The 17,787-nt window shown below is 53.0% G+C and carries 17 protein-coding genes, 1 tRNA gene and 1 pseudogene; 8 read left to right on the top strand and 11 right to left on the bottom strand.

Features of this window, described 5'->3' with window-relative positions:
• Nucleotides 1-214: 214 nt before the first annotated feature.
• The 5 genes from IGQ16_RS07260 to IGQ16_RS07240 form a co-directional block, all read right to left on the bottom strand.
• Nucleotides 215-502 (bottom strand): hypothetical protein, encoded by a 288-nt coding sequence (locus IGQ16_RS07260; protein ID WP_297060804.1) that lies wholly within the window; start codon nt 500-502, stop codon nt 215-217.
• Nucleotides 503-561: 59 nt separating this feature from the next.
• A complete protein-coding gene (locus IGQ16_RS07255) occupies nt 562-1,221 on the bottom strand; it encodes a chemotaxis protein CheW (RefSeq protein ID WP_297060801.1) in 660 nt (219 codons plus the stop codon).
• A gap of 89 nt (nt 1,222-1,310) precedes the next feature.
• Nucleotides 1,311-1,586 carry a chemotaxis protein CheW gene (locus IGQ16_RS07250; RefSeq protein WP_297060798.1) on the bottom strand — a complete coding sequence of 92 codons (276 nt, stop codon included), beginning with the start codon at nt 1,584-1,586 and terminating at the stop codon, nt 1,311-1,313.
• A gap of 10 nt (nt 1,587-1,596) precedes the next feature.
• Nucleotides 1,597-2,358, bottom strand: a complete 762-nt coding sequence (locus tag IGQ16_RS07245; protein ID WP_297060796.1) for a response regulator — start codon at nt 2,356-2,358, stop codon at nt 1,597-1,599.
• Nucleotides 2,355-3,206: a CheR family methyltransferase gene (locus IGQ16_RS07240; protein WP_297060794.1), complete on the bottom strand. Its 852-nt coding sequence runs from the start codon at nt 3,204-3,206 to the stop codon at nt 2,355-2,357. Before IGQ16_RS07240 ends, IGQ16_RS07245 begins: the two co-directional genes overlap by 4 nt.
• A 160-nt stretch (nt 3,207-3,366) precedes the next feature.
• Here IGQ16_RS07240 and hemE point away from each other — a divergent pair, with 160 nt between their 5' ends.
• Genes hemE through IGQ16_RS07225 form a run of 3 tightly spaced genes read left to right on the top strand, consistent with a single transcriptional unit; the run spans nt 3,367 to nt 5,835 of the window.
• A complete protein-coding gene (gene hemE / locus IGQ16_RS07235) occupies nt 3,367-4,398 on the top strand; it encodes a uroporphyrinogen decarboxylase (protein ID WP_041429255.1) in 1,032 nt (343 codons plus the stop codon).
• Nucleotides 4,398-5,345, top strand: a complete 948-nt coding sequence (locus IGQ16_RS07230) for an NAD(P)-dependent oxidoreductase (protein ID WP_024125669.1) — start codon at nt 4,398-4,400, stop codon at nt 5,343-5,345. The genes hemE and IGQ16_RS07230 overlap by 1 nt, the downstream gene beginning before the upstream one ends.
• A gap of 22 nt (nt 5,346-5,367) precedes the next feature.
• Complete coding sequence (locus IGQ16_RS07225) at nt 5,368-5,835, top strand: EVE domain-containing protein (RefSeq protein WP_297060791.1); 468 nt, start codon at nt 5,368-5,370, stop codon at nt 5,833-5,835.
• Here the strand turns inward: IGQ16_RS07225 and IGQ16_RS07220 are convergent.
• From IGQ16_RS07220 to IGQ16_RS07200, 5 genes are all read right to left on the bottom strand, one after another.
• Nucleotides 5,832-6,374, bottom strand: a complete 543-nt coding sequence (locus IGQ16_RS07220; RefSeq protein WP_024125671.1) for a hypothetical protein — start codon at nt 6,372-6,374, stop codon at nt 5,832-5,834. The two genes, IGQ16_RS07225 and IGQ16_RS07220, sit on opposite strands and share 4 nt — an antisense overlap.
• 35 nt (nt 6,375-6,409) lie before the next feature.
• Entirely contained in the window at nt 6,410-7,501 is a 1,092-nt protein-coding gene (gene gcvT, locus IGQ16_RS07215; RefSeq protein WP_297040950.1) for a glycine cleavage system aminomethyltransferase GcvT, read from the bottom strand.
• Nucleotides 7,494-9,545, bottom strand: a complete 2,052-nt coding sequence (locus tag IGQ16_RS07210) for a thioredoxin domain-containing protein (RefSeq protein ID WP_297060788.1) — start codon at nt 9,543-9,545, stop codon at nt 7,494-7,496. Before IGQ16_RS07210 ends, gcvT begins: the two co-directional genes overlap by 8 nt.
• Complete coding sequence (gene folB, locus IGQ16_RS07205) at nt 9,529-9,918, bottom strand: dihydroneopterin aldolase (RefSeq protein ID WP_024125674.1); 390 nt, start codon at nt 9,916-9,918, stop codon at nt 9,529-9,531. Before folB ends, IGQ16_RS07210 begins: the two co-directional genes overlap by 17 nt.
• Before the next feature lie 195 nt (nt 9,919-10,113).
• Nucleotides 10,114-10,194: transfer RNA gene (locus IGQ16_RS07200), tRNA-Leu, on the bottom strand.
• Nucleotides 10,195-10,335: 141 nt separating this feature from the next.
• Between IGQ16_RS07200 and IGQ16_RS11740 the strand changes: the two are divergent.
• Nucleotides 10,336-10,671, top strand: a pseudogene (locus tag IGQ16_RS11740) (MerR family DNA-binding protein); the annotation flags it as partial.
• On the opposite strand, the gene pxcA reads toward IGQ16_RS11740, so the two are convergent.
• A complete protein-coding gene (gene pxcA, locus IGQ16_RS07190) occupies nt 10,672-12,057 on the bottom strand; it encodes a proton extrusion protein PcxA (RefSeq protein ID WP_297060785.1) in 1,386 nt (461 codons plus the stop codon). It abuts the pseudogene before it with no gap.
• Between the two features lie 83 nt (nt 12,058-12,140).
• Between pxcA and IGQ16_RS07185 the strand changes: the two genes are divergently transcribed.
• From IGQ16_RS07185 to lptC, 4 genes are all read left to right on the top strand, one after another.
• A complete protein-coding gene (locus IGQ16_RS07185; protein ID WP_297060780.1) occupies nt 12,141-14,156 on the top strand; it encodes a hypothetical protein in 2,016 nt (671 codons plus the stop codon).
• Nucleotides 14,157-14,220: 64 nt separating this feature from the next.
• The gene (gene metG, locus IGQ16_RS07180) at nt 14,221-15,810 is read left to right on the top strand and encodes a methionine--tRNA ligase (RefSeq protein WP_297060777.1); all 1,590 of its coding nucleotides are present in this window, start codon (nt 14,221-14,223) and stop codon (nt 15,808-15,810) included.
• Between the two features lie 65 nt (nt 15,811-15,875).
• Complete coding sequence (locus tag IGQ16_RS07175) at nt 15,876-16,571, top strand: NYN domain-containing protein (RefSeq protein ID WP_297060775.1); 696 nt, start codon at nt 15,876-15,878, stop codon at nt 16,569-16,571.
• Nucleotides 16,558-17,784, top strand: coding sequence for an LPS export ABC transporter periplasmic protein LptC (lptC, locus tag IGQ16_RS07170; protein WP_297060773.1), 1,227 nt, complete (start codon nt 16,558-16,560; stop codon nt 17,782-17,784). Before IGQ16_RS07175 ends, lptC begins: the two co-directional genes overlap by 14 nt.
• Nucleotides 17,785-17,787: the final 3 nt, after the last annotated feature.

Genomic DNA, 17,787 nt, shown 5'->3' with positions numbered 1-17,787 from the left:
AGTCTTCAACTAAAAACACCCGAATAGTCATTGAAGTAGACTTTACACATTCTCACGAAATTACTTGATCTTTTAGCAGCCATTTCGGCGGCCTTAACAGTGTCATCGCTCAGCTTAAAGAAATCCTCACTGTCTTGAACCAAGCGATCAACATTCACTTTGGGCTGCTGGAGCTGCTCTTTGAGCTTTTGCCACTGCGATTGCAATTGCAGCATTAAGTTGCGGAATTCTGGATCTTTGGCAGGGGAATTCCCATTTCCACATCACCATTGATCAAAGCATTAATTCGGCGATCGTTGGAAGCAATAAGTTTATTGATATTACTGTCTCCAAGGCGCAGTTTCACAATTCGTTGGGTGCCACCACGTACGCGACCTGCCTCGTTAATAATAAGGAAATCATCCTTAGCACGGTTAAAGGTAAAGACATAGGCGCCCAAGGCGGATAAGCTCAACAGGGCAATGCCGCCAATCAGGAAATAAAGTCGATAGCGAATACGCATGATTAACCCTCATAAAAACTAGAAAGAGATCAAGTATGACTATAGGTCCATTTTACTTTCTAAGCCACCTTGGTTGGGACAATTAATTTGTTTACTAATTGATTGATATTGAGCAATTTGATAACTCGCCCCTCTTCAATGATAGAACCAACATAGCCGCTGTCATGAACTGCCAAAAAAGAGCTTAACTTAACCTCCTGGGAGAGATAGCTGATGATTCCCTGTACATCATTCACTAAAACCCCTAGCAACATAGAATTCACTTTGAGGACTACTGCTTTCTTGAGGGGGGCGGGTGATTGGGGTAGCCGCAGTAGCTCTCGCAGATCGAGTAGGGAAATAACTTCATTCTGAAGAGAGACATGGCCGGCAATGAAGCTTGGTGCTTTTGGGGCTGGAACAAGATGGTTAACTTCAATAAATTGCTGAATCTCCCCCAGTGGAATGGCAAACTGTTCTCCCTCCAGTGCAAAGACCGCTGCCGTCAATGTTCCCCCTAGAGGCTCTTGGAATGCTACCTGGTGACATAGAGCCTGTTGCCGTTGCCGCAGGAGTGCTCGCTGAACCAAGGTTGCCGTTGGCCAATAGCGGTCGTAGAAGTCGTAGCTGGGATAGTGTTCTAGTTCTGCTGAAATTCCTTCGGATGTGAGTCTTGCCACCTCCACTGGTGCGCGAATGAGGGTGTCAACATTGATTAAAATCAACACCTCCTCAGCCACTTGAGCGAGGCCTGCTACAAACGCAGTATTGAGGAGACCAGGATGACCGTAGTCAGGCTCTTGGCGCAGTTCAACAGTGCTCCCTAAAATTACACTTCCACTTGATGAACAACCACCCCCACGCGTAACCCCGTTGCTCTCAGCACAATTACAACGTCAGTCTCTCGACACTGAGGTGGCGTGATCCCTAGGCGACAGCTTAGATGCATGATGGGAATGAGATCCCCCCGCAGGTTGAGGACTCCAAGAATATCGTTAGGTGCCTCTGGGATAACCGTAAGTTCTGGGAGACTAAAAATTTCCTCAACTGTGGATAAGGGGAGCAGGCACTTTAACCCAGCAGTTGTTAGTTGCAAATAGTCCATGGCATGGTAGTTAAATAAGTTTCTCAATTGTACTGAGGAGCAACTCGCGGTCTACAGGCTTCGTGAGATAGGCATTGGTACCAGCCATGTGGCCCCTGGCGCGGTCAATGAGGCCATCCTTAGCTGTCAGCATGATAACTGGAATGTGCTTAAACTTCTCAATTTTGCGAATTGTGCGGCAAAAATCAAAGCCATCCATTTCTGGCATGGTCACATCTAAGATAATCAGGGAAACATTGTGATCATCTAATAAAGAGAGGGCATCTAGCGCATTTGTAGCACTGATGACTTCATAGCGATCGCTAAGGGCACGGCGAATCATGGCCTGTACAATCGGACTGTCGTCCACCGTTAAAACAACAGGCGACTTGACACAAGTGGCCGCTGTGGTCACAAATCCTAGCAGACCATCCTTAACCCAGTGCATATAGAGGGATGCTAAAGCTAAAGAGTCTTTGTAAGTTCCCTCAGCAATGTCAGCAATAGTTCTGTCACCCGTGACCCAAGTCTTGAGATGATGCAGGGTAGCTTCGTGGTGGATTGCATCTAAGGCCCCTGCATGCAGGCAAGGGATGGCTTCCAGGGAAGGAATGGTCGGATAAAACTGTTGCCAAAGATATTTGCGACTCTCAATCTGCTGTAAAATGACTTCTGGGTCAATTCCATGACCATCATCGCCGTAGCATAGATCACAACTGGCGTCCGTTTGCAACTGGACAGAGCAACTGTAGGGAGCCAAGCGTTCTAAAAGCACCGTTGAGCGTTGAATCATTTTTTTTCACTCAGTGGATGGCGACTTAATTGATAAACGACTGACTCTGGAAAACTCAGGACTTGCAGCGGCCCGAGGTCCTGTCCTTGCAGTTCTGTGTGTCCGGTGAGCAAATAGCCATCAGCGCGCAATAGTGAGACAAAAGCCCCCAGGATCTGCTGAATAGCAGCACTGTCCAAGTAGATAAGGACATTACGGCAGACAATCAGATCCACGCTGCCAGGGGGTAGATCATACTCTGCAACATTCAGCAGGTTAAGGCAGCGGAAATGTACCCATTGACGTAGGGAAGGTACCACTTTCCACCCTCGACCAGTCTCCCGAAAGTACCGAGCTTGCAGGCTCGGATCTATTCCCCGAAAAGACCAATGACCATAGATGCCTGCCTGCGCTTTGGAGATTGCCGCTTGACTGAGGTCATATCCGACAATGCTTAATTGCCAGTCAGTGGGATTTGGCAGGAGTTCCTTAAGTAAAATAGCTAAGGAATAAACCTCCTCCCCTGTGGAACAGCCAGCACTGACAAGCCGCAATGTCCGATCCTGCTGATGACGGGCAATTAGATCGGGCAGTAAACGTTCCCGCAAGAGTTTGATCTGACCTTGATCTCGAAAAAAATAGCTCTCACCGGTGGTAATGAGATCTGCTAATTGTTTCCATTCCTGTTGACTATGGGTGAACTGGGGCTTGGCTAAGAGGGCGAGATACTCGCTGGGATGCTGATAATTGAGAGCACGACAGCGATTCAGGAGCTTACGGCTTAGGTAGGGTTTGTCTTGGGGGCGAATACTGATGCCAGTTTGGCAACGAATCAGCTCTACAAACTGTTCAAGTAATTGATCGTTCATAGGATCAATTTAACAACAAGTGAGGTAGCACTGGTGTGCGATCGCCCCCTAGGGTATGATTGTAAGGTTAAACTCTGACAATCGCCGGCAAGTCTTCATGGGCGTTGCTGAGCGATCCCGGCAGAGGGATTGAAAACCCTTGGATATTCTCAGTTTTAGGATGACCACCCCTTTACTTTTGCGTGCTGCCCGTGGTGAAAGCGTTGAGCGTCCTCCCATTTGGTTGATGCGGCAAGCTGGGCGCTACATGAAGGTCTATCGTGACCTGCGCGATCGCTATCCCTCGTTTCGCGAGCGATCGGAAATTCCGGAACTCGCCATTGAGATATCGCTCCAGCCTTTCCGCGCCTTTGCGCCTGATGGTGTGATTCTCTTTTCGGATATTCTCACGCCCTTACCCGGCATCGGCATTCCCTTTGACATTGTTGAAAGTAAAGGGCCAATGATTGACCCGCCCATCCGCACCCTAGAGCAGGTGCAACAACTCCATCCCTTGGAGCCGGAGGCGGCCTGTCCTTTTATTCGTCCAATTCTGGCCACACTGCGCCAAGAAGTTGGCGATCGCGCCGCAGTACTGGGGTTTGCCGGTGCCCCCTGGACCCTTGCGGCCTATGCCATTGAGGGCAAAAGCTCCAAGGACTACATCCAAATTAAAGCCATGGCCTACCACGAGCCAGACCTGCTCCACAAATTTCTGAACCATTTGGCCACGGCCATTGCTGACTACCTCTGCTATCAAATTGACTGCGGCGCCCAAGTGGTGCAACTTTTTGATTCCTGGGCAGGTCAACTCAGCCGTCAGGACTACAACACCTTTGCGTTTCCCTACCAAAAGCGGGTGATCCAGCAGGTCAAAGCGGTCTACCCCGATGTGCCCATCATCCTCTACATCAATGGCAGTGCCGCAATTGTGGATCGCATGGCAGCAACGGGAGTAGACATTGTCAGCCTCGACTGGACTGTTGATATTGGCACCATTCGTCAGCAGTTCCCCCCTCGTGTTGGTCTGCAGGGAAATTTAGACCCTGTGATCCTCTTTGCCCCGCAGCCAGTACTTAAAGAGCGGTCTTTGGCCATAATTGAGGCGGGTCGCAAGGGAAAATATATCTTTAACCTTGGCCACGGCGTTCTTCAAGGTACCCCTGAGGAAAATGTGGCCTTTCTCTTTGACTTGGTGAAGTCCCTCGCCTAATGCGAATTCTAATCACAGGTGCCACTGGCTGCATTGGTCAATACATTTCTGAGGCCCTGATCCAACAGACGGATCATGAATTGTTTTTGCTGGTGCGGGATTCTTCACGCCTACATATTGATCCTTGCCAGCGATCGGGGGTGAATCTGGTTCAGGCAGATCTGATGGATCTAACGCCATTGGAACCGCTGCTACCCACCTTTGATGTGGCCATCCTGACGGCAACCGCCTGGGGGGGGAGCAATGTCTTTGCCATTAACTACGAGCAAACCTGCCAGCTTCTCAGGCAACTGGATCCACAGCGCTGCCAGCGGGTATTTTATTTTTCAACAGCCAGTATTCTCAATCATCAGATGCAACCGCTGCCGGAGGCAGGTACCCTAGGCACTGACTATATTCGCTCAAAGTATGCCTGTCTTCATGCCATTGAGGAGTTGCCTGTGGCCGATCGCCTGATTGAACTTTTTCCAACGATGGTTTTTGGCGGTGGCCCCGATGGCAAGCGTCCTTCCTTTATCACCGCAGGCATGGGGGAAGTCCTCAAGTGGTTGTGGCTGGCTCGCTTTTTCCGCGCCGATGCCAGTTTTCACTTTATCCATGCCCGCGATATTGCCCAAGTGGTTCTTTACCTATTGCAGCATCCGGAGTATCCAGTACCGCGCCGCGTGGCTCTGGGTAACCCGCCAATGACCGTCAATGAGATGCTGGCGCAGTTGTGTGCCGCTGCCAAGCTCCGCATCTATGGCCAAATCCCCTTGACCTTGCCAGTGATCAACTTCCTTGTGCGGGTCTTTCGGGTGCAGATGTCCCCTTGGGATTATTTCTGCTTGAACTACCGCAACTTTACCTACGAAACGGTGCTCAATCCTCAAGCCTTGGGGCTAACTCCCTACTGTGGGACGGTAGCGGATTTGCTACGCTGTAGTTTGGGCACAACAGACCGCTAAACCTCCAGTTAGAGACTCTTTGATGGCAGGCATTTGGTTACTGAAGTCGGAACCAAGCGTTTTTTCCTGGGAGGATTTGAAGGCGGCTCCACAACAAACCACCTGTTGGGAAGGGGTACGCAACTACCAAGCTCGCAATTTGATGCGCGATTGTATGCAAGTGGGCGATCGCGTGCTTTTCTACCACAGTAATGCCAACCCACCGGCAATCATGGGCATTGCTGAAGTTGTCAGGCCCGCCTATCCCGATCACTTTGCTTGGAACCCTGACAGTCGCTACTTTGACCCCAAAAGCACCCCTGACAATCCCCGCTGGTTTATGGTGGATATCCAATATCGCCGTGACTTTTTGCCCCCAATTACGCTGCCGGAACTGCGGCAAATCCGTGGCCTTGAAGGGATGCTGCTGCTGCAAAAGGGCTGCCGTCTTTCGGTCCAACCGGTTACTGAATCGGAGTGGCAAATCATTCTCAGCTTGCGATCGCCCTAGGGTTGACGAGACAGAGGGCGTAGATAGGGTAAATTTTTGACGTGGCGATCGCTGGAATACTGGAAACCAAAATCCGCATACTCGGCAGTATTCACCAGTCGCCGAAAAGCAGATAAGCCAATCCGCCGTTTGCCATCGAGGCTGCTCACCTTGGAGTGGGGATTGTTTAGGTCTCCCCCTAGGAGTTGAAATGCCTCTTCGGGAGTCAGCCACTCTATGTTGGGATCACCGCTGGGAATTTTCTCTTCAAGGTGTTGCAGTTTTCTCACCAAGCTCTCCCATAGATTCCGGCGAGGTTGTTGCTGCTGAGAACGGCAGGTCAGCGATCGCCACCATAGCTGCAGTTGCACCCCCAAATACTGGAAAAAACGCTTGATCAACCGCCCCATCTGATTCAACAGCAGCGGTAATCCCGTTGGCGGTGCTGGAGACGATCGCTCAACCACAACTGTACTCCAGCCGCAGGCGCTACACACTTGGCGGCCAGAGGATAAGGGTTTCCCTAAACGGGCGCCACAGCGTGGGCAAGTTTCCAGCATGATTCCAGTATGAATGACGTTTCAGCATGGATAGATTAAATTTTAGCGGTTGACCGCGACCGGCGATAAAAGGGGCGAGGCACCACCACTGCTGGCACCCAGCGATCGCGCACCTGCACCGCCAGTTCACGACCTATGTGGGCAAACTCTGGAAAGACATAGCCAAGGGCGATCGCCTTCCCCAACGTGGGCGATAGGGTGCCACTGGTAACCTCCCCCACAGCCTGGGCTCCTGCATAGATTGGGTAGCCGTGGCGAGCAATGCCTTTGCCCAGTAGTTCTAACCCCACCAATTGCCGCTCAATGCCCCGCTGCTTTTGCGCTAAAAGGGCAGCACGACCCACAAAATCGGGCTTTTGCCAATCAATTAACCCATCGAGACCCGCCTCTAGGGGGGTGGTTTGCTCATCCATATCCTGGCCGTAGAGGAGCATGGCTGCCTCCAGCCGCAGCGTATCCCGCGCCCCCAACCCACAGGGAGTAACACCTGCCGCCAACAGGGTTTGCCACAACTGTTGCCCCACTTCGGCGGGGACAAGCATTTCCCAACCATCTTCGCCCGTGTAGCCGGTGCGTGCGATCCAAGCGGGCTGTCCCAGTAGGTTGACTTGAGTATGGCGATAGGCCTTGATCGCCCCTAGGGGGCGATCGCACAGGGGAGACAGCGTTGCCGTTGCCGCCGGCCCTTGAAGAGCAATCAGCACCTGGGTCGCCGACTCATCGATTAGCTCAATACCGGCCGGTAAATGCGTTTGAAACCAATCCCAATCCTTAGAGGTTGTGGCTGCATTGACAATACAGCGCACTTGACCCTCGTCAATGTAGAGAATGAGATCATCCACAATCCCCCCGGCGGCATTGAGAAGAACCGTATACTTGGCTTGACCGGGCTGGACCTGGCTCAGATTTGTGGGCACCAAGTTTTGCAGCGCGGCTACCACCCCATCGCCCCGCAACACAAACTTGCCCATATGGGAAATATCAAACATCCCTACCTGCTGCCGCACCGCTTGGTGTTCCTGCAAAATGCTACTGTAGTGCAGGGGCATTTCCCAGTTGCCAAAGGTGGTAAACCGTGCTTCCTGATGCAGGGGATAGAGAGGGGTGTGCCGTAAGGATTCACTCATCGGTGACTACCGGAAATAGACTATCTAGTTGTTGTTCGAGTTGAGCGGCGGTCAGCGCCGGTTCACGGCAGCGCCAGCCTTCACAGACCAAGGCCATAGGCTCTAGGTCATCGCGAACTTTGAGCACGGCGGTTGGTAAATAGCGATCCCAGAGGGAGGCTGCCTGATCAGAACGAAGTTGGACACAGACAGGGTGAAGATACCACTGTAATGCTGCCAATAAGCTGGGACAGCTTTGGGGGGCCTCCCGCATGAATTGGCTAAAAAAGCGCAGTCCCTTTTCTGCCTGTTCGAGGTAGGTAGGATTTTCTGTGAGCAAAAAGAGTTGAACCAAGTTGGCGATCGCCACCCCATTGGCAGAAGGTGTGGCATTATCTAGACCTTCCCGCTGGCGCACAATCAAATCAGCTCGCTCTGGTGCATTGTAGTAGCCCCCATCCTTTGCCCCCAATTCCTGATCAAACAGGGTTTGATACTGGGTGGCCAACGCCAACCACGGCTGCGCCGCCTCCCCCACGGCTAAACTGGCTTGATGCAGGGCAAGGAGAGCTTGGATCCAGTAGGCATAATCCTCGGCCTGAGCTACCTCCGCCACGGTGCCCCCATAATTGAGGCGATAGAGTTTGCTCTGTTGATACTGATGATCGTGGAGCCATTGAGCCGCTTTAGCTGCTCGCTGCCAGTAGGTGTGCTCTCTCCAGACTTGGGCTGCCGTCGCTAAGCCAGTAATCATCAGGCTATTCCAAGCCAAAATCATTTTTGTATCGGTGACAGGGGGAATTCGTCCTGGCCAAGCCCGCCCTTTGGCAGTTGCGTTATCAGTGGCCACGGGAAAGGGCTGATCCATGGGCGTATCGGCACCATAGCGGCGGGCAAAGAGTTTGCGCAGAATCGGCCCCAGCGCCTGAGGATCCTCTGGAGGGCGCACTTGCTTGAGCACAATCTTGCCCTCGAAGTTGCCACTGGCAGAGAGGTCAAAGTGGGCTTGCAGTTGTCTCAATTCCGTTGGGGTGAGGGTCTGCTCTAGCTCCGCGTACTGCCAGCAATAAAAGGCGCCCTCCTCGGGTTCGGGGTCATTGGCATTGACAAAGCTATCAGCATCCTGAGCTGCATAGAAGTACCCCTCAGGGGCGGTCATTTCGCGATCCAGCCATTGAATTGTTTGGGCAATTGCAGCGGGAATCTGGGGAAAGCGATCGCCCTGCTGCCACAGCCGCGCTAAGTAGGTCACAATCTGGCCATTGTCGTAGAGCATTTTTTCAAAGTGGGGCACTGTCCACTGGGGATCCACGGTGTAGCGATGCCAACCACCGCCAACGTGGTCATAGATGCCCCCCTGCAAGAGGTGGTGTCCCCGCCGCCGACACAGGTGCAACAGTTCTGGGGGATTCGGACTTAAAGCCAGCCCCTGTAGGAGCATTTGGGCATAGGGCATCATGGGGAAGCAGGTGCCTTGGGGGCGATCGCGCAAAATCGGCGTCACTTGATCAATCCCTGCCCTTAGCAGTTCTTCAGTCAGGGGGACGGCCTTTCCCGTCGCGGTGGGGGGTGCCAGATACTGCCACAGGGTGGCCTGGTGAGCAGTGAGCTTCTCTTTTTCTTGGTCATAGAAGCGACGCACCGCCTGCAACACCTGCAAAAACCCCGGGCGGCCATAGCGCGGCTGCACCGGAAAGTAGGTTCCCCCATAAAAGGGACGGCGATCCTGAGGGGTAAGAAAGATATTCAGCGGCCAGCCCCCTTGACCCGTCATCAGTTGCAACGCCTGCATATAGATGCTGTCAATATCGGGCCGCTCCTCGCGATCCACCTTAATCGGCAGGAAATAGGCATTGAGATAGGCGGCAATCTCCAGATCCGAGAAGGCTTCCCCCTCCATCACAGTGCACCAGTGGCAACTGGAATAGCCAATCGAGAGAAAAATCACCCGATCCTCCGCAGCGGCTTTGGCCAGGGCTTCATCACACCACGGCCACCAGTCAATGGGGTTTTCGGCGTGCTTGCGCAGATAGAGACTTTGGCACTGGCTAAGGCGATTCGGCATGGGGGCGTACCATTTCGACGCTAATTTGACCCGTAAAGTTGGGCACGGGCGGGGCGAGCTTTGTCACACGCACAGCAGCCCGCTGCACTTGGGGCGGTGCAAGGCAAAGGCTGATAATGGCTGCCGCTAGGGTCTCGATTAACTGAAAGCGCTGCTGCTGCATTAACTGCTCAATGGCTTGCAAAAGAGGGCGATAGTCAAGGGTGTCCTCCAAGCGATCGCTGGCGGCGGCGGGTGCCATATCAAACCAAAGTCTAATATCAATCTCAAACCACTGGCCAAGAATTTGTTCCTCTGGGAGAGCGCCCGTATAGCCGTAGTAACGCATTCCCGAAAGGTGCAGACAGTCAGTGGTGGACTCGCTCAAGGACATGCATCCATAACCAGGCAGGAAAAAGTCTTCTGGGCGGATTGATTTTTTTGTCTCCTGCTCTTTAATCACTGTATCGCCAAAATGCTGCCGATGGCGAGCTTTCCCTTTAGAGACCTTGCCTTCACTGTGGCCTGGATTGGCAATGCCACGGGGGCGATCGCCCCCCTCCTAGATGCTCTTTTGGGGAAAACCCAATGCGGATGGCGAGACTCGAACTCGCAAGGCAAAGCCACACGCCCCTCAAACGTGCGCGTATACCAATTCCGCCACATCCGCGTAGCTTTGTCATTATAGCGCAGATTCCTAAATTTCTGAAAGTAGTCTCTGGCCTCTCGATAGCAGAAAATTCGGGAGAGAAGCTCCTCCTTTCTAAAATCTCTTACTCGCTGATCTTGGCAGAACTGCCATGAATACAGCAGCAGTGTCACCGTCAAGAGGATTCGCTACTATGAGGAGTTAGAGCTGTTGCCGTTGGCAGAACCCGTGGTGGCTATCGTTTCTTTGCTCGCCTGAGCTTTATCAAACTGCCCAGTCCCTTGGTCTTACTCTGAGGGAGATCAAGGCCTTTCTTGAGGTAGACGATCGCGGTGAGATTCCCTGTGACCCCATCAAGGAAAAGTTAGAGGAGAAATTGGCTACCAGTTACACATTCTTAAACAGGAATTACAAGGCCTCCTATCCGACTGGCGATCGCCCCCACAACCCCTAAAGGGCGCGATCTGTCCCATTCCCCCGCCAGTGATGCGCTCCTAACTACTCGTTCATATTCTTGTAGGTGGCCACTGCCGAAGGGGAAATCTGGTTGAGATAACGGAAAATCCAATACTTAAACACTGTATCCAGCATCACTGGAAAGGTGGCGATGAACATATTGATAAAGTCCTCATTGCGAGGAAAGCCAAAGTGCTCGAGGGTATTATTCACCAGCACCTCCCAGCCGTGGGGAGAGTGGAATCCGACAAAGACATCCGTAAATAGAATAATCACAAAGGCCTTGGCGCTGTCACTGAGGCCATAGACCACCTCATCCAAAAAGGCCTTGACAATGGCCAGTTGCCGTTGACCTGTAAACACCAGTCCCAAGAAGACCGCAAAACCCAAGGCGTCGGAGAGGATGTTTTTCAGGGGTTCAATCAGTTCCTTTTGATATTCTGTGGAGAGCTCGATCGCCTTTTCGCGGATGCGGTTTTGGATCTCCTCTGAGGAAATCGGCACATTACTCACAAGGCTTTCAAAGCGAATTTTGTTCTCAAAGCGGGCTAGTTCATCAAGGATGTTGTCCTCCAGTTGGGAGTTAATAATCCGTTCAATTTGCCCCACCGCCTTAAAGTGGTTAACAAGGGGGCTGACGATGAGCGCCTTGGAAATTTGCTGAGTCAACAGGGGCAAAATCACGAGCAACAGCATAAAACGAACCGCCAGGCGGGTACGCAACTTTGAGGTGCGAAAATCACGAACGACTTCAGCTTCAGTGGCTTCATCGGAATTGAGTTCGCGGCGAAAGCGATCGGCGGTGCGCAAAATCGAGCGGGGAATAAAGCTGCTGCTATCCAGCTTGGAATCACTGGTGAGATCATCACTAATATATTCCGAGAGATAAAGAGAATCCTCCTCAATTTTGTCGAGGGCGGCTGCCTGCTGGCGTTGTTGGGGGTCTTGGCGACTGAGGCTAGGACGGGCTAGGGCATTGAGTTCCTTTTCCCGCTGCCGTTTATAGCGATTGAGGGTGGCATCAATGACCCGCAGCTTTTCATAAACGCTGGGTTCCGCCGTCGTGTCACTGACGGTAGCCGTCACCGTATAGGTTTCCGTTGCACCATTGACCCTATCGTTGACAGGAGTGGAGGGGCTTTGGGGGGGAGCAAGGGGCAAAATTTGACGGCTTGCCCGAAACTCTGCCATCCGCATACGAATGGTTTTCAGCAGTTGTTTTAGCTCTGTCTCGAAATAGCTAGAGACTTCGCCCACGGGCAGATTGAGGGGACTAATGGGTTGACCGTCAAAGTGTTCCAGTTCAATGGCGCGAATTTTCAGAGCGGCTTCATAGGCTTCCTGTAGGGCCCGGTTAGGAGTTGTGAGATACCACTGTTGTGCATGCTTGATCCAGTTTCTAAGGCGAACAAAGGGATTGCTGGACATTCCTGTTCTTCTCAATGGCTGCCGCAAAAGCAGTAAATCGATAGGATAGATAAAATCGTAGCAAATTAACTTTGCAGACTTTGTTGGCAGTGTTACACTGGATCAGTGGCGGTAGTCGCAGCGGCAAAACCTATGCACTGGTGAGGGAATTTGCCCAGTGGGTTCAACAGGACAGCCCAGTGATTCCCCGCGAGCGATCGCTCCTCTTTTTGACGGATACAATGGAAGGCCGCCAAGCCATCGAAACGGAAATTCAGGCGCAGTTGGGCAGTGGCTATAGGCCCTATATCGCCACGCCAATGGGCTTCATGCAGGAGGAGGTGGAACTTTTTTGGCCGCTGCTGGTCGAGGCCAATGCCGTTGCTCCTCACCTCCCTTTACATCTCAAACCCGAAACAGAGTTGATGTGGGCACAGCGGCTGTGGCAGCCTTGGCTGCAGAACAACACCTTTGCTGTTCTGGGTGACAATCGTGAACAGCTCCGCGGCGCCGATCGCGCCACTCGCCACCTTCTCGATATTTTTCAACTCTGTGCCTTTGCCCGCCTGAGTCTGGATGATCTACCCCAACTCATTTGGGATCATCAGCTTGAAATTCCTTCAGAAACCGTGGGGGCGATCGTCACCGCCCTAAAACAGTGGCAAAGGTGGTGTACTGCCCACAGCCTTCTCACCTATGGCATTACCACCGATTTATTTGGCCGCGTTCTCCTTGACCATCCCCGCTACCAAGCCTCCTTGAAGCAGCGGTTTCAGTGTCTTCTTGCCGACAACACCCATAACTATCCCGCAGTGATGGCAGATTTGATCACCCGCTTGAACCAACCGGGGATCAAGATTGTCCTTAGCCACCAACCCATTAGCGCTGTCCGTCTTGGTCTTGGCGCCGATCCTGATGCCTTTCTCCCGCTGCAAAACCAAGCCACGGTGACGGAGTTAAGCCACTTTCCAGAAACGATTTTCGGTAAAACTGATTTACGAGTTGCCATTCAAGAACGCCTGAGCACTCCCCAATTGACGCTGCCGGAAAACATCACTGCGATTCAAACCACCTCGCGGATGCAATTGTTACAGGAAGTTGTAGAGACAATTGCTACTGCCGTGCAGCAGGGGGTAGTGCAGCCAACAGAGATTGCCATTCTCGCCCCCGGCTTAGATAGTATTGCCCGCTATGTCCTCAGGAGTGAACTTGAAAAACGACGGGTTCCCCTTGTCATCCTGAATGAGCAACGCCCCTTGATTCAATCCCCCCACGTACGTGCCCTTTTGACGCTGTTGTTGTTCGTTTATCCACGAACAGGAATCATCCCAGAGGCAACGGCGGTTGCGGAGATGCTAACGGTTTTGCTGCCGCCAGAGATTGACGTCGTGCGGGCAGGCCTGCTCTCTTGCTATTGTTTTCAGCCGGGGCTGGAGCAAGCTGAACTGCTACCGTACACCCACTATAGCCACTGGGATCGCTTTGGCTATCGTGCCACGGAAGCCTATGAGAAGTTGCGACATTGGCTGAGTACACTAGATTCTAGCCAGCCGCCGGTGTATCTCCTAGAGGCGGCAATTCAGCGCTATCTCTGGCCGCAAAACCTAACAGCCGGTGAATTGGCCCCCCTGCGATCGCTCCTTGAGGGCACGGCCGCCTACTGGCAAATTTATGATCATCTCCCAGAACAGCAAGCCACACCAACAGCTGAGCGGCTGCGGGAATGGATTTACCTGCTGCGGCGGGGAACTCTGACCGCAGATCCTGCCCCTCCCCTGCGGCAGCCCCAAGGGGTCTTACTGGCGACGACGTTTCAATATCGCAGCGCCCAACTCGCCCATCGCTGGCATTTTTGGTTAGATGCTGGTAGTCCACGGTGGCAGGATGGCGGCTTGCAATGTCTCTGGCAGGCACCAATGTTTCTGCGGCAGGGGTTGGCGAGCCCCAGTGCGCGGGTGTGGCAATTGGAGTCCGAACGTTTGGAGCATTTACTGGTGGATTTGTGTTCGCGGGTGAGCGATCGCCTATTCCTTTGCCACAGTGACTTGACAGCCAATGGCCGGGAGCAGGAAGGCCCCCTGAGTCCTTGGGTGGATCTGGCGGTGGGCGATCGCCCGTAAGCTGTTACTAATGGCACTATGATAAATAACGCCATTTGCTCGACCTCCTAGGGAGAAACACTGCTTGTTACCGCACTTTTCACTGACCACCCCCCTGTACTACGTCAATGCCCTTCCCCACATTGGCAGTGCCTACACGACTATTGCTGCCGATGTTCTCGCTCGCTTTTATCGTTTGCAGGGCTATCAGGTGCGGTTCATTACCGGTACCGATGAGCATGGCCAGAAAATTGAGCGCACAGCACAACAGCGGGGTTTGAGTCCCCAAGCCCACTGCGATGAGATTGCCGCTGGTTTCCAAGCCCTCTGGCAACAACTGAATATCCGCTACGATCGCTTTAGCCGCACCACCAGTCCTCGCCACCATGCCATTGTCAAGGAGTTTTTTCAGCGGGTTTGGGACAACGGCGACATTTATCTAGGTCAGCAGCAGGGTTGGTACTGTGTCGAGTGTGAAGAATTCAAGGAAGAACGCGAACTGCTTGAGGGTCGGCGCTGCCCGATCCATGTGAATCGGACGGTGGAATGGCGAGACGAGCGCAACTATTTTTTCCGCCTCTCGAAATATCAGCAGGCGCTCCTAGACCACTACGCTGAACATCCTGACTTTGTCCAGCCCCCCAGCCGTCGCAATGAGGTGCTGAGTTTTATTGAGCGAGGGCTGCAGGACTTTTCCATTTCGCGGGTGAATCTGGCTTGGGGGTTTCCCGTGCCCACGGATCCGGAGCAAACCCTCTACGTCTGGTTTGATGCCCTCTTGGGCTATGTCACCGCCCTCTTGGAACCAGAAGATGAGCCGACCTTGGCCAATGCCCTCAAAACCTGGTGGCCAATTAACCTGCACATTATTGGTAAGGATATTCTCCGCTTCCATGGGATCTCTTGGCCAGCAATGTTGATGTCGGCGGGCTTACCACTACCAGAGCAAATTTTTGTCCATGGCTTTCTGACCAAGGATGGTCAAAAAATGGGTAAAAGTTTGGGGAATACCCTAGATCCCTTTGCCTTGGTGGCGCAATACGGTGCCGATGCAGTGCGCTACTACTTCATGAAAGAAGTGGAGTTTGGCCGCGATGGTGACTTTAGTGAGATCCGCTTTGTGAGTATTCTCAATGCGGATCTGGCCAATGATCTGGGGAATTTGCTCAATCGCACGCTAAAAATGGCTTGGAAATATACCGATGGGAAGGTGCCCAATGTCCAAGGAGCAGCAATTCCGCGAGAGCATCCCCTGCGGCAACTGGCAGAGCACCTCAGCCAAACCTATGGCCAAGGGTATCGGCAATTAGCTTTCCATGAGGTCTGCCAACAGGCCCTGACCCTGGCCCGGGCGGGGAATAAGTTCCTTGATCAGGAGGCACCGTGGAAACGCTATAGGGCAGGAGAAACCGCAGCGGTGGCGGAGGTTCTGTACTGTGTATTGGAGTCGGTGCGCCTTGTGGCCTATGTGCTTGCCCCGATTATCCCCCAACTGAGTGAGGCCATCTATGGGCAGTTGGGCTATAGTATTAAATTTAATGGATCAGTTGCCCCAGACCTTTTGGGCGATCGCCAAGCCCAGTGGGGTGTTTTACCTGCGTCACAACCTCTGGCCCATCCAGAGCCGATTTTCCAAAAACTGTTGCTGCCTGCAACTGTCGCCGATTCCCCCTGACGCGCGATACCCTAGAGGTATGACTTCATATTTCGATAACACACTTTTTTTGAGATGATTTCTACATGGTTACATCTTCGTCTTCAGTTATTTACACGCCGGAACAGGTGTTACAAAACCGTGGGCGCGTTGCCATCTTTATTGATGGCTCCAACCTCTTCTATGCAGCGCTGCAACTGGGCATCGAAATTGACTATTCAAAACTCCTCTGCCACTTGACCCAAGGCTCCCGTCTCTTTCGCTCCTTCTTCTACACGGGGGTTGACCCCACCAATGAAAAACAGCAGGGGTTTCTGCTGTGGATGCGCCGCAATGGCTATCGTGTCGTCTCCAAGGAACTCGTCCAACTGCCGGATGGCTCTAAAAAGGCGAACCTTGACGTCGAAATTGCCGTGGATATGATGGCACTGGTAGGTTGCTATGATACTGCCATCTTGGTCAGCGGTGATGGGGATTTGGCCTATGCCGTGGATGCAGTGAGTTACCGAGGGGCAAGGGTCGAGGTGGTGAGTCTGCGATCGATGACTAGCGATAGCTTAATTAACGTTGCCGATCGCTACATTGATCTTGAGAGCATTCGCGAAGAAATCCAAAAGGCGCCCCGATCAACCTACACCTACCGTCCTGTCACTGGTAACCTGACGCAATCCCCTATTGTTAACCCCCATTGGGAGCAAGATACCGCCGAAAGGAAAGATAAAGCTGCTGACAATGAGTCACCCGAGACCCTAGGGAACTTAGACAACAATGCTTCTGCCTAGACCCCTCCTCCTTTGCCTTGTACTCGCCTTGACAGGCTGTGGCTGGGTGGATCAATGGGTGGGGGAGGAGCCATCCCCAGAACCAGAAATCACGGGTGATGTCAAGCTGCAAAATCTGACCCTGCGGCAAACCAACGCTAAAGGCCAACTCCTCTGGGTATTGCAGGCGGCGGGCGCACACTATCGCGATGACAATCGCCAGCAATTGGAGATTCAAAATCTAACGGGGGAATTAAAGGCAGAGGGTAAAACCACTTACAAGGTGCAGGCCAAGGCGGTCAATGTGCGGCAGCGGCATGGTCAACTTTGGGTTGAAGGTCGCACCACGGTCACTGATCTCCAGCAAAAGGGGACGATTATTGCCGATCAATTGGTTTGGCAGGGCGATCGCGGCGTACTCATTGCCCAGAAAAACCTGCAAGCCCGCTATCCCCAAGTGACAGTGACCGCTAAGCGCCTCGAAGCCGATAGCCGACGCCAAGAACTGCGTGCCCTCAATGCCGTTCAGGTGACCTCCGCCGCCAAGGACGTCAAGGATTTACGGCTCAATACGGAGAGTCTAGTGTGGCAGCAGGAGCCCAATCGGCTGTTGGCAGGGGTCATCGGTCAAGGGGGGGTCACAGTCGTCGGTGGGGCGGGCGATCGCCGAGGGCAGCGGCTACAAGCCCAAAGGGCAATCTGGTCAATTAGCGATCAACGGGTCACCCTTGAGGGGGATGTCCGAGTGCAGCTTCCCAACCCTGCTCTGCGCGTTGAGGGAGAAACGGTGCGCTGGTTAATTCCCCAACGGCAATTGGTGAGCGATCGCCCCCTGCGGGTCAGCTATCCCAGCCAAGGCATTGAAGGGCAGGCCAATCGCGGTGTCTTCCTGATTGCTGAAAACCGCGCCATCTTTGACAAGGTCCAAATCAATAGCCAACCTCAACAGTCGCAACTGCGTGCCCAACGCCTCAATTGGTGGATTCCCCAAGAGCGGCTAGAAGCTAGCGGTCAGGTGGAAATCCAGCGCCCCAATGCCCAACTACGCACAGCTCAACTGATTTGGCGGATTCCCCAGCAGGAAGTTGAAGCCCAAGGGGGAGTCTTTTACCGCCAGAGCAATCCCCGCATTCAAGTTCAGGGACAGCGGGCAAAAGGGTGGCTTGATCGCCAAGAGGTGATTGTCAGTGGCAATGTTCAGAGCAAAGTGCCGTTGCGAGTGCGCCTTCCCTAGACT

Origin of the sequence: Thermosynechococcus sp. M3746_W2019_013, from assembly GCF_015296045.1 — a bacterium.
Classification (GTDB): Bacteria; Cyanobacteriota; Cyanobacteriia; order Thermosynechococcales; family Thermosynechococcaceae; genus Thermosynechococcus.
The sequence above is the reverse complement of the archived record's forward strand: the minus strand, read 5'-3'. Positions and strand labels throughout refer to the sequence as shown.